Origin of the sequence: Acuticoccus yangtzensis (genome assembly GCF_001927245.1) — a bacterium.
GTDB classification, from domain to species: Bacteria; Pseudomonadota; Alphaproteobacteria; order Rhizobiales; family Amorphaceae; genus Acuticoccus; species Acuticoccus yangtzensis.
This window is the reverse complement of sequence record NZ_MJUX01000007.1, coordinates 94,091-106,831: the sequence shown is the minus strand read 5'-3', so window position 1 is coordinate 106,831 and position 12,741 is coordinate 94,091. Positions and strand designations below refer to the sequence as shown.

8 protein-coding genes are annotated in these 12,741 nt (G+C 68.6%); 3 read left to right on the top strand and 5 right to left on the bottom strand.

What is annotated here, in order from left to right:
* Positions 1–8: 8 nt before the first annotated feature.
* Positions 9–548, top strand: a complete 540-nt coding sequence (locus tag BIX52_RS16465; protein ID WP_075222194.1) for a DUF2155 domain-containing protein — start codon at positions 9–11, stop codon at positions 546–548.
* A gap of 27 nt (positions 549–575) precedes the next feature.
* Here the strand turns inward: BIX52_RS16465 and aat are convergent, their stop codons facing one another.
* The 5 genes from aat to BIX52_RS23975 all read right to left on the bottom strand — a co-directional run bounded on the left by aat (position 576) and on the right by BIX52_RS23975 (position 7,685).
* Complete coding sequence (aat, locus tag BIX52_RS16460) at positions 576–1,247, bottom strand: leucyl/phenylalanyl-tRNA--protein transferase (protein ID WP_075222193.1); 672 nt, start codon at positions 1,245–1,247, stop codon at positions 576–578.
* Positions 1,244–2,590, bottom strand: a complete 1,347-nt coding sequence (gene accC / locus BIX52_RS16455; RefSeq protein ID WP_075222192.1) for an acetyl-CoA carboxylase biotin carboxylase subunit — start codon at positions 2,588–2,590, stop codon at positions 1,244–1,246. The genes aat and accC overlap by 4 nt, the downstream gene beginning before the upstream one ends.
* 1 nt (position 2,591) lies before the next feature.
* Positions 2,592–3,035 carry an acetyl-CoA carboxylase biotin carboxyl carrier protein gene (accB, locus tag BIX52_RS16450; protein ID WP_075222335.1) on the bottom strand — a complete coding sequence of 148 codons (444 nt, stop codon included), beginning with the start codon at positions 3,033–3,035 and terminating at the stop codon, positions 2,592–2,594.
* Positions 3,036–3,248: 213 nt separating this feature from the next.
* Complete coding sequence (locus BIX52_RS16445; RefSeq protein ID WP_075222191.1) at positions 3,249–4,016, bottom strand: DsbA family protein; 768 nt, start codon at positions 4,014–4,016, stop codon at positions 3,249–3,251.
* 489 nt (positions 4,017–4,505) lie between these two features.
* A complete protein-coding gene (locus BIX52_RS23975) occupies positions 4,506–7,685 on the bottom strand; it encodes an Rne/Rng family ribonuclease (RefSeq protein WP_075222190.1) in 3,180 nt (1,059 codons plus the stop codon).
* A 940-nt stretch (positions 7,686–8,625) separates the two neighbouring features.
* On the opposite strand from BIX52_RS23975, the gene BIX52_RS16435 reads away from it, so the two are divergent.
* Positions 8,626–10,044, top strand: a complete 1,419-nt coding sequence (locus BIX52_RS16435) for an N-acetylmuramoyl-L-alanine amidase (RefSeq protein WP_075222189.1) — start codon at positions 8,626–8,628, stop codon at positions 10,042–10,044.
* Between the two features lie 238 nt (positions 10,045–10,282).
* Entirely contained in the window at positions 10,283–12,733 is a 2,451-nt protein-coding gene (locus BIX52_RS16430) for a penicillin-binding protein 1A (RefSeq protein ID WP_075222188.1), read from the top strand.
* Positions 12,734–12,741 lie beyond the last annotated feature (8 nt).

Below are 12,741 nucleotides of genomic sequence, written 5' to 3'. Positions count from 1 at the left end.
GGCCTGTGATGTTCCGTCTTGCCGTCCCTGTCCTCCTGGCCACGCTGGCGGCTGCGCAGCCCGCGGCGGCGGAGCCGATCGAGAACCCGATCGCGGTCTTCTCCGGCCTCGACAAGGTGACCGGCCGCATCATCTCCTTCGACGTCTACATCAACGAGACGGTGCAGTTCGGTGCGCTGCGCGTGACGCCGCGCACCTGCCAGACCCAGCCGCCGACCGAGGAGCCGAACACGGTGGTGTTCGCCGAGGTCGACGAGATCACGCTGGACAGCCGCATCCGCCGCATTTTCACCGGGTGGATGTTCGCCGCCAGCCCCGGCCTGAACGCCGTGGAGCACCCGGTTTATGACGTGTGGCTGAAGGACTGCGCCGTGCGCACCGAGGTGGCGCCGCCGCCGGGCTTCAACGTCGACCAATATGCGCAGGACGAGATGGGCGTTCTGGAGCGGCCTGAAGGCTGGTTCCCGATCCCGAAGCCGCGTCCCTTCCGCCAGCCGCGCATCAACCTCGACGAAGAATATATCGATCCCGACAATCTGGAGGACTGAAGTCGTCCTCCGCCCGCCGCGCGCTTCTTACGGGTGCGCGGATTTGAGAGCGGCGAGAACCTCCTCGCCGCTGAGGGCGACGCCGGGCTGGAAGTCGCCGGGATAGCGCGTCGCCTCGTCCAGCAGGGCCTGATAGCGGCGGCGGCTGACCTCGGTGGCGCCGAACTGGCTGAGGTGGTCGGTGATGAACTGCGCGTCGAGCAGCGTGAAGCCGCCCTTGACCAGGCGCCCGGCGAGATGCACCAGCGCCACCTTCGACGCTTCGCGCACCACGGAGAACATCGATTCCCCGAAGAAGGCGCCGCCGAGGCGCACGCCGTAGAGGCCGCCGACGAGTTGCCCGTTCAGATAGGTCTCGACCGAATGGGCCTGTCCCATCTGGTGCAGCGCCACGTAGAGCTGCTGGATGCGCCCGTTGATCCACGTGCGTTGCCGGCCGGGGCCGGGCGCCGCGCACCCTTCGATGACGCCGGTGAAGTCGTGGTCCACCCGCACCTCGAACTTCTCCTGCCGGACGAGACGGGCGAGGCGGCGGGGGACGTGAAATGAATCGAGCGGCAGGATGCCCCGCCGCTCTGGTTCGATCCAATAAAGGCCCGGATCGTCCGCCGATTCGGCCATCGGGAAAATCCCGCAGGCATAAGCCTTCAGGAGAACCTCAGGCGTGATCTCGAGGACGATGTTGTCCGGTGCCGTCATACACTCCCTCGTGACAGGAACGATTCCAGCCAGTGAATGTCGTACGCCCCGTTGGCGATATCCGGATCCTGCACAAGCTCCCGGAAGAGTGGGAGGGTGGACTCGATCCCATCCACCACGAATTCGTCCAGCGCGCGACGCAGCCGCATCAGGCATTCCACACGGCTGTTGCCGTGGACGATCAGCTTGCCGATGAGGCTATCGTAATATGGGGGGATCCGGTAGCCCTGGTAGACCGCCGAGTCGACGCGCACGCCGAGCCCGCCGGGCGGGTGATAATGCGTGATCGTGCCGGGGGAGGGGACGAATGTCCTGGGGTGCTCGGCGTTCACACGGCACTCGATCGCGTGGCCGTTGAAGACGATGTCCTTCTGGTCGAAGCCGAGCTTCCCGCCTGATGCAACCCTGATCTGCGCGTGAACGAGGTCGATCCCGGTGATCATCTCCGTCACCGGATGCTCCACCTGCAGGCGGGTGTTCATCTCGATGAAGTAGAACTCGCCGTTCTCCCACAGGAACTCGATGGTGCCGGCGCCGCGATAGCGCATGTCGGCCATCGCCTTGGCGCAGGTGTCGTAGATCCTGGCGCGCTGGGCGTCGTCGAGGGCGGGTGAGCGGGCCTCTTCCCACACCTTCTGGTGCCTGCGCTGCAGCGAGCAGTCGCGTTCGCCGAGCGCCACCGCGTGGCCTTGGCCGTCGCCCATCACCTGGATCTCGATGTGGCGCGGCGTGGTAAGATATTTTTCCAGGTAGACGTCGTCGTTGCCGAAGGCGGCCTTCGCCTCTGAGCGGGCGCGCTGGGCGGCCTGGACGATCTCGTCCGCCGAGCGGGCGACCACCATGCCGCGACCGCCGCCACCGGCCGACGCCTTGATGAGCACCGGATAGCCGATCTCGGCCGCCACGGCGCGCAACTCCGCCTCGGAGCGCACGGCACCTTCGGAGCCCGGAACGACCGGGATGCCGAGCGCCTTGGCGGTCTTCTTCGCCTCGATCTTGTCGCCCATCACGCGGATCTGCTCCGGCGTCGGGCCGATGAAGGCGATGTCGTGCGCCTCCAGGATCTCCGCGAAGCGGGCGTTCTCGGACAGGAAGCCGTAGCCCGGGTGGACGGCGTCCGCCCCGGTGATCTCGCAGGCCGCGACGATGGCGGGAATGTTGAGGTAGCTGTCGGACGCGGAGGCCGGGCCGATGCAGACGGACTCGTCGGCAAGGCGCACGTGCATGGCGTCGACGTCCGCGGTGGAGTGGATCGCAACCGTCGCGATGCCGAGCTCCTTGCAGGCCCGTTGGACGCGAAGCGCGATCTCACCGCGGTTCGCGATGAGCACTTTGCGGAACATCTTAAGCGATCGCCAGCAAAGGCTCGCCGTATTCGACGGGCTGGCCGTCCTCGACGAAGATGCCCGTCACCGTGCCCGCCCGCTCAGCGATGATCTGGTTCATCGTCTTCATGGCCTCGACGATCATGATCACCTGGCCGACGCGGACCGTGTCGCCGATGTCGACGAATGGGCGCGCACCGGGTTCGGGCGCGCGGTAGGCCGTGCCGACCATCGGCGACAGAACGGCCCCTTCCGGCGATTTTGCCGGGCCGGACGCGGGCGCGGTCGGGGAGGGCGCGGCCACGGGGGCGGGAGCGACGGAAACGGCCGTGGTGCTCACATGGCGCGCGACGCGCAGCTTCGTCTCGCCATGGACGATCTCGATTTCCGAAAGGTCCGTCTCATGCAGCAAAGCGGCGATCGTCCGAATGGCCGCTTCGTCAATAGGGGGTGTATCTGCCATCGCGTTCAACGGGACCCAAAGGCGGGTCGAGGCCTTTCATCTCGCAAGGCGGATTGGGACCGGCGACCGGCCCGAACCGCGAAGTGATAAAGATAAGCGTCCGTTTCAATAACGGACGCAACTATTGTCAGGAAGGCGCAAACCGCATGGTTTCGACCGCCATCCCCGCCTACCTAGGCGATCATGCGCCAAGGTCCAAGAGCGAGCCGGGAGTCAGCAGGCGTCGGCGCCGCAGCGCTGTTGATTGATGCGCGCGCGGAGCTGGTCGACGCCGACGGCGCCCTGCTCGACGGCACCGCCGATCACGTAGGACGGCGTTCCTTCGATTTGCAAGAGGCGCGCCATGCGGGTGCTCTCGCTCACCACCTCGCGCACCGCGTCCGAGCGCATGGCGACCTCGATCTCCTCGCGCGGCAGGCCGAGCTCGTCGACCACGGCGAAGGCGGCCTCGTCGTCGGCGCGCCCGTCGGTGGATAGAAGCGCGTCGTGGAAGGCGGCGTAGGATCCGGGCGCGACCTTCATGACGGCGATGGAGACGGCGGCGGCGCGGACCGAGCCTTCGCCCAGCACCGGAAGCTCCATCATCACGACGCGAAGGTTCGGGTCGCTCTCGATGAGGTCGTGCATGTCGCTGAGGGCGCGGCGGCAATAGCCGCAATTATAGTCGAAGAATTCCACCATGGTGACGTCGCCCTCGGGGTTGCCGAGGACGGCACCATATTGGCCGCTCTCCAGATCGTCCCGGACGAGGGCGAGGGCCTCGGCGCGTTCGCTCTGGGCCTGTTCCTGGCGCTTCACCTGAAGGGCGGTGAAGGCTTCTTCCAGCACTTCGGGATTGGCGATGAGATACTCGCGCACGATGGTTTCCACGTCGGCGCGGGTGAGGGCGGAGGCGCCCCCTGCGTCCTGCGCGGCGAGCGGTGCGGGCGACAGCGCCGCCACGGACGCCACGGCAGCCAGTGCAATGAGGGGGCGGACCATAATCAACCTTTTGCGTTTGGTGCGTTTGCTTCGATAGCCTGCGGCCGGGGGCGCCGAAAGGACGCGCGTTGGCGCAGCCCTCACATTCGCTTGACCCGCGCGCCGCGTGGCGAGCGGGCCGGGGTCTGGCTGGCGGCTCAGTGCCGGCCGCCGGGGCGCGCGGCTCGGCGCTCCGCGGCACTGCCGAATTGCGTCTTCACGAGCGGTTGCCGCGCTGGTTCCGAAGGCGCCCGCGGTCGGTCGCCGGACCTGCGCGAGGGGCGTCATGGACGGCCTGTTGCCCGGATCCGGCTGGACCGCGCCGCTGTGGCCGGGTCCACTGTGCCCGATCGGACGGCACCGCGTCGCAGGTGCAGCGGTGCGGACCACCGTTCGCGGCCGCCGAACCGAGGCCACCCGTGCAGGCGGCGCCTCTCGACGCACGAAGCGGATGCGGGGGGCGTTCTGCGCCCCGCACCCGTTTCGCGTCTCCTGCGGCCGGGCGTCCGATCAGAAGAAGGACCGGCGCTGCCACCAGCCGGCGCGGCGCTGGGGCTGCTCGGACTTGTCCTCCGGTGCGGCCTCGTCGCTCGCGGCGGGGCTCGCCTCGACCTCGGCTTCCGCGGGGGCCGCTTGGGGCACGGCCGGAAGCTCGGGCGACGAGGCCGACGACTGCCACCAGCCGGAACGGCGCTGGCGCGGCGCCGATTTCCGCTCCGGCGCGGCTTCCTCGGCTTCCGCCGGGCGAGCCTCGGCTTCTGCCCCGGTGTCGGCTTCCGCCCGGGTGTCCTCAGCCTCGCCGGCGGCGACGTCCTCAGCGACGGCGTCCTCATCGGCAGCGACAGCGGTGTCGGAGACGGCGTCCTCTGCGGCGTCGGCGGTCACCGTCTCGGTCTCGCCGGTGTCGTCCTCGTCCTCGCGGCGATGACGGCGGCCACCCCGGCGGCCACGACGGCGGCGCCCGCGGCGGTCGTCGTCCTCGCTGTCGAACTCGGCGCGATCATCCGCCTCTGCGGTGCCTTCGGCCGCGACTTCGGCGGGCGTGCTCTCGGCCTCGTCGCCATCCGCACGCTCGTCCGCGGTGGTTTCGTCGGTCGCAGACTCGTCGGCGTCGTCGTCGTGCGCGGAGTCACGGGCGCCTCTGGCGAAGGTCTCGCCGTTGTCACCGTCCTCGTCGCCGCGCATGTCGCCGCGGCGGTCGTCACCACCGCCGCCACCGCGCCGGCGCCGACGACGCCGCCGCCGCGACGAGCGGTCGCCCTGACCGTCGCCCTGCGTATCGCCACGCGCTTCGGCCCGCGGCTCGCCGCGCGCTTCGGTCGTGGTCTCCTCCTCGGCGGTCTCGTCCTCGTCTTCGTCGACGACGGCTTCCGGCGCGATCTGCGTCGTCGGCAGCTCCACGCCCGGCGCCCGGTCGACCGCAGGACCCGCGACGATCGCAAGATGCGCGCCCGACAGGCTCTCGTCCGCATCCACGCCGATCTCGAGCTGGAACCGCTCTTCCAGCTCGCTCAGATGCTGGCGCTTCTGGTTGAGGATGTAGAGCGCCACCGTGGCCGACGTCTTGATGGTGACGTGGTTGTCGGAGTTCTTGAGGAGGTAGTCCTCCAGCGTGCGCAGGCAGTGCAGCGCCACGGACTGGGTGGACCGCACATGACCCGTCCCACCGCACGCTTCGCACGGCACCACCGACGTTTCCACCATCCCCTGGCGGATGCGCTGGCGGCTCATCTCCAGCAGGCCGAACGGGGAGATGCGGCCGACCTGGATGCGCGAACGGTCGAGCTTCAGCGCGTCCTTCAGGCGCTTCTCCACCTGACGGTTGTGGCGCTTGTCGTCCATGTCGATGAAGTCGATGACGATCAGCCCGGCGAGGTCGCGCAGACGCAGTTGGCGCGCCACTTCGTCGGCGGCTTCGAGGTTCGTCTTCGTCGCCGTGTCCTCGATGGAGGACTCCTTCGTCGACCGGCCGGAGTTCACGTCGATGGAGACGAGCGCCTCGGTCGGGTTGATGACGAGGTAACCGCCGGACGGCAGCTTCACGTGCTCGGAGAACATCGCGTCGAGCTGCGGCTCCACGCCGTAGCGCGTGAAGATCGGCGTCGCCTCGGCATACCGCTTCACGTTCTTGGCGTGGGACGGCATCAGCATCTTCATGAAGTCTTTGGCTTCACGATAGGCGTTCTCGCCGGAGACCAAAACCTCGTCGATCTCCTTGTTGTAGAGATCGCGGATGGCGCGTTTGACGAGGTTGCCTTCCTCGTAGACCAGCTTCGGGGCGATCGACGACAAGGTCAGGTCGCGCACCGACTCCCACATGCGGATGAGATATTCGAAGTCGCGCTTGATCTCGGTCTTGGTGCGGGCGGCTGCGGCGGTGCGCAGGATGATGCCCATGCCCTCCGGCACTTCCAGCTCGGCGACGGACGCCTTCAGGCGCTTGCGGTCGGCGTTGTCGGTGATCTTGCGCGACACGCCGCCGCCGCGGTCCGTGTTCGGCATCAGCACCGAATAGCGTCCGGCGAGGGAGAGATAGGTGGTCAGCGCCGCGCCCTTGGTGCCGCGCTCTTCCTTGACGACCTGAACCAGGATGATCTGGCGGCGCTTGATCACCTCCTGGATCTTGTACTGGCGGCGCGGCGCACTGCGGCGGCGCTCGGGGATCTCCTCCAGCGCGTCCTGCTCACCGAAGGAGGTGACGGTGTCGTCGTCGGCGTCTTCGCGCAGCGCCTCGTCGTCGACCATCACGGGCGTGTCGAGGCCGTCGTCGGACTTCTTCGTCGTCGGCTTGCGGGTCGCCGGCTTCTTCGTGGCGGTCGTGGTGCGCTTGCGGGTGGTGGCGGGCTTCTTCGCGGCGGCGGTAGTCGTCGTACGGCGGCGGCGCTTGGGCTTCTCGTCTTCGGCGGGGGCCTCCGCGTCGGCCACAGCTTCAGCGGCGGGCGCCTCTTCGGGCGCCGCGTCGTCGGTCGCAGCATTCACCGTGTCGTCGGCCGCCGCTTCGGCGGGCGCAGCGTCGGAGGAGCCCGGCGCGTCCTCGGCGGACTCGGCCTCGCCCGCGACTTCGACGTCGCGCGCGGGATTGTCCACCGCGGCCGCCGCCTCGGAGTCGATGGTGGCTTCCACCTGCGCGATGGCGCGGTCCAGCGTCACCGGTGCGTCGTCGTCGGCGTCGCTCGCGGCGCTGTCGGTCACGCTCGGCGTAGCGGCGGCCATCTGCGAGGGGGCGGCGGTGTCGGCCGGGGTGCCGGTCGTTGCCGCGTCGGCGGTCGGTGCCTCGGAAGTGTCGTCTTCAGCCTCGGCGGGGGCCGTCTCGGCCTTCGGCGCGGCCTTGGGCTCGCTGCCGCGCGGCGTGCGGCGGCGGCTGTTGCGCGGCTTCTTCGGCGCGTCGTCCTCGTCCTCGGACCGGCCCCGCTCTTCGGCGAGAAGCGCCGCACGGTCGGCCTGCGGGATCTGGTAATAGTCGGGGTGGATTTCGCTGAAGGCGAGGAAGCCGTGGCGGTTGCCGCCATATTCGACGAACGCGGCCTGCAGCGAAGGTTCGACGCGCGTCACTTTCGCGAGGTAGATGTTACCGCGAAGGGGCTTCTTGCTAGCAGCCTCGAAGTCGAAGTCTTCCACCCGCTTGTCTCTGAGGACGACGACGCGCGTCTCCTCCGGGTGGATGGCATCGATCAGCATCTTGTTGGGCATGAATGGGCTCCGGGAACCGCGAGCGTCGGCCGCAGCCGACCGCGTTCGAGCGGTCCGATGATAGGAAAGACTTTGGCGCGGCGGTCCGGGTCGAGGACCGGCCAGAGTGGCACGCGCCGACGATGTCGCCCCGGCCGCGTGCGGCGAGGCGGTAACGTCCGTTCACGGCTGGCCCGCTCGGCACGCTGCGGCGGACGGGAGACCCGTTCGCCATAAGGCGCGGCTTGGACAGCGACGAAAGGAAAAGGTGGCTGGGGGCGAACCGTCCTCCGGGGACGGGACCAGCCGTGGCGAGAGCCCGGGCGCGCCATGCTTCAGAGACAGGGACAGGGCAGCCGAACGCCAGACCTGGCATCGGCACGACCGCTGTCTCACCATCACACTCGCGTGGCATCCGCCCGTTGTCTCCTGCGCCGGACAACCGGAATGTTGTGGCGCATACTCGAAACCATCCGAGATCCCCGGAAGCGGTGGCCGAACCGGCCGAACCCCCAAGGCGGATGGAGAAAACTATGAGGCCTACAATCAACAGTCAGAGAACGTGCGGTTCTGAGATAGGCTTATCTCGCGAACGGTGCTCAAAGACCTTTGTCCGACTGGGACCCGAAAAATGGACCGACTCGACTACGGCCCTGAAGAAGCCTAGCCTTATTCCGCGCCGCACACAATAGAATTGCAATCGCGCAACACCAGGCGGCACCACCTTTCGGCAGAACTCGCCGGTCGACGCTCCGGCGGTCGAACCGCCACGTGAGTGCCGCGCCACCGGATGGGCGATGCTCAGCATCGGCGGCCCGCCCCCGCCGGTCAAGCCTATTCACCTTCGGTCAAGGAAGGCGGCGGCAGGGTCGGTCACGCCACGCAAATGGGAACCGGACGGCATCCTGTGAAGAGGCTTCGTCTTCTCCAAATCAATTCAGCAAGCGCAGAACGGCGCGACATGGAACGCGCAGAACGGCGCGGCACGGCACGGCCCGAGCGCGCAGCCGGTCGCCGGGTCGCGCCGCGACCTGAGCGCCGCCCCACGCGCGGATGGGGGAGGGCGGGCGCGACGCTCGTCGCCGCGGCGCTGCTCGCCTTCGTCTGCGGCGTGACCGCGCCGGCCCCCGCCTCCGCGCAAAACCACAGCCCCGCCACGCAGGCCACCAACACGCAGGCCGCCAGCCCGCAGGCCACGTCCGCTACCGGAACGTCGGCCGCCACCCGGCGTGCGGGCGCGTCCGTTCCGGTCGCCAGCCGCATCACCCTCGAAACCGTCGCCGGTGCAACGCGCTTCTCCCTCGACGTGTCCGCCGAGCCCCGTTACCGCGCCTTCGTGGTGGACGGCCCGCCCCGCCTCGTCGTCGACTTCGACGCGATCGATTTCGACGTTGCCGACGCGCCGGCTGCCGCAGGGGCCGTCACGGCCTTCCGCTTCGGCGCTCTCACCGGAACCGAAGGCCGCATCGTCTTCGATCTCGACGGCCCGGCCCTCCTGTCGCGCCACGTCTTCCTGCCGTCCATCGCCGGGCGCCCCGGCCGCCTCGTGTTCGACATCGTGCCGGTCAACGCCACCCGCTTTGGCTACGCCGCCGTCTCGGCCACCGCGGAGGCGGAGGACGCGCCCGAACCCGCCCACGGTGCGCCCGGCAGCCGCGTCGTCGTCATCGACCCCGGCCACGGCGGCATCGACCCCGGCGCATCGGCGCACGACGGCGCGCTCGAAAAGGACATCGTGCTGGCCTTCGCCGAGCGGCTCGCACGCCATCTTCGGACGATCCCCGGCCTCACCGTGCGCCTGACGCGCGAGGACGACAGCTTCCTGTCCCTCTCGCGCCGCATCAGCCTGGCGCGCGCCTACGGGGCCAACCTCTTCATCTCCATCCACGCCGACGCCGCGCCCCAGGACTATGTGCACGGCGCCACCGTCTACACCCTCTCCGAACGCCCGTCCGACGCCCAGGCCGCCGCCATCGCCGCGCGCGAAAACCTGTCGGATTCTGTCTCCGGCGCGATCGAGCCGAACCACCAGGAGGAGGTCTCCGGCATCCTCGCCGACCTCCTCCGGCGCGAGACCAAGGCCTTTTCCCACAGCTTCGCGGAGCGGCTGATCAGCGCACTTGCGCCGGGCGTGGACATGAATTCGAACCCTCACCGCTCGGCCCGCTTCCGGGTGCTGATGGCGCACGACATCCCGTCCGTCCTGTTCGAACTCGGCTACCTCACCAACACCGCCGACTTCGAACGCCTCAGCGATACCGCATGGCAGGACGCCGTTTCGGTCGCCGCCGCCGCCGCCGTCGCCGACTTTTTCGGCCTCGACCCGCCGATCGGCACCGACTGGCTGGCGGAGCGCATCCGCGCCGAAAACCAGCAATAAGGTTGAATTAAAAGGCTTGTGGCAATTTTATCGAAGAGCCGTCCGTCCCGGCGCGAGGTGTGACACCGGCGCAACCCGCCGCTTGAGATTGCACCCCCGCGTCTGCTACCTCACGGCACCTGGGAACTCGAACACCGTGACGGACATCATCTCAGTCGCTTGTGAGGCGACATGAGAGCGTCGCGGCCTTATGATGCCGCAACGCTCGCGAGTCCCATGCTCCGGAGGCGCGTAATACGTGTTTAGATTTTTCGTCGGCTTCTTCGGCTTCCTGTTCTCGCTCGGGTCGGTGCTCGGCCTGATCGTCGCGGCGGGAATCGGCATCTATATCGCGCAAATCTCGGGGACGCTGCCCAGCGTCAACGTGCTGCGCAACTACGAGCCGGAGGTGATGACCCGCATCCACGCCGACGACGGCTCGCTCGTCGCCGAATATGCCGAAAAGCGCCGCCTTTTCCTGCCGATCCAGGCGATTCCGGTGCGCATCCGCAACGCCTTCCTGTCCGCCGAGGATTCCGGCTTCTACGAGCACGCCGGCGTCGACCCGCAGGCGATCTTCCGCGCCCTCGTCACCAACCTGAAGAACCGCGGCAGTGACGCCCGTCCCGTCGGCGCGTCCACCATCACCCAACAGGTGGCGAAGAACTTCCTCCTCACCAACGAGGTGAGCTATGAGCGCAAGATCAAGGAGGCGATCCTGTCGCTCAGGATCGAGGCCGCCTTCTCCAAGGACGAGATCCTCGAGCGTTACCTGAACGAGATCTATCTCGGCCTCGGCGCCTACGGCGTCGCCGCCGCCTCGCTCGTCTATTTCGACAAATCCGTCCACGAGCTGACCTTGGCCGAGACGGCCTACCTCGCCGCGCTCCCCAAGGCGCCCAACAACTACCACCCGTTCCGCTTCACCGACCGCGCCATCGAGCGGCGCAACTGGGTGCTCGACCGCATGATGTTGGACGGCGCGGCGACGCCCGAAGAGGTGCGCCAGGCCAAGGCCGAGCCGCTGAAGGTCAACCCGCGCGAGCGCAACCGCTTCCTCTCCGGGTCGGACTATTTCGCCGAGGAGGTCCGCCGCGAGCTGATCTCCATGTACGGCCGCAAGACCCTCTACGAAGGCGGCCTCTCCGTGCGCACGTCGCTGGACCCCCAGCTTCAGCTCATGGCCCGCCGCGCGCTGATGGACGGCCTCCTCAGGATCGACCGCCAGAAGGGCTCGTGGGGCGGCCCCGTCACCACCCTGGACCTTGCCGCCGGTGAGGACTGGGGCCCGAAGATCGGCACCGTCGACGGCCTGTTCGACGTGCCGGAGTGGAAGGTCGCCATCGTCCTTTCGGTCAGCGGCAACGAGGCGATCCTCGGCCTTCAGCCGCCGCGCGACGTCTGGGGTGCACTCACGACCGAGCGCCAGCAGATCGCCCTCACCACCGCCGGCGTCCCGTGGAGCCGCACCAAGCAGGGCGCAGCCACAAGCCGCATGGCCAACGTCCTCAGCCGGGGCGATGCGGTCTATGTCGAACAGGTCGACGGGCAGTGGGTGCTGCGCCAGGTGCCCGCGATCCAGGGCGCTCTCCTCGCCATGGACCCGCACACCGGCCGCGTGAAGGCGCTCGTCGGCGGCTTCTCCTACGACTTCTCCGAGTTCAACCGCGCCACCCAGGCGCTGCGCCAGCCGGGATCGTCCTTCAAGCCCTTCGTCTACGCCGCCGCGCTCGACAACGGCTACACCCCGTCCTCCATCATCATGGACGCGCCGATCGAGATCGTCGTCGGCCGGGAGGTCTGGCGGCCGAAGAATTACGGCGGCAAGTCGGCCGGCCCGTCGACTTTGCGAATGGGCGTCGAACGCTCGCGCAACCTCATGACCGTGCGCCTCGCCAAGGACATGGGGATGCCGCTCGTCGCCGAATATGCCGAGCGCTTCGGCATCTACGACGACCTCGGCCAATATCTGCCGATGGCGCTCGGCGCGGGCGAGACCACCGTGATGCGGCTCGTCGGCGCCTATTCGATCATCGCCAACGGCGGCCAGCGCATCCAGCCGACCTTGATCGACCGCATCCAGGACCGCCACGGCCGCACCGTCTTCAAGCACGACAACCGCCGCTGCGACGGCTGCGTCGCGCGCGACTGGCACGATCAGGCCGCGCCCGAGGTCGTCGACGAGCGCGAATATGTGCTCGACCCGATGACCGCCTACCAGATCACCTCGATCATGGAAGGCGTCGTCCAACGCGGCACCGCCACCCGCGTGCGCGCCCTCGGCCGCCCGGTCGCCGGCAAGACCGGCACCACCAACGAGGAGAAGGACGCCTGGTTCGTCGGCTTCACGCCCGACCTCGTCGCCGGCGTCTTCATCGGCTACGACGACCCCAAGCCGATGGGTCGCGGCGCCACCGGCGGGCAGATGTCCGCGCCCATCTTCCTCGACTTCATGCAGCACGCCCTCGCCGACACGCCGCCGGTGGACTTCCGCGTGCCGGAGGGGATCAAGCTGATCCCCGTCGACCGCGTGACGGGGCAGCGCACCTCCGGGTCGGGCCCGAACGTCATCCTCGAGGCCTTCAAGCCCGGAACGGCGCCCGGCGACACCTTCTCCATCATCGGCCTGAACGACAACCAGCCCGCCCCGCGCCGCATCACGCGCGAGTCCGAGCGGGCGGTCCTCTCCGGCACCGGCGGCCTCTACTGAGGCCTCCT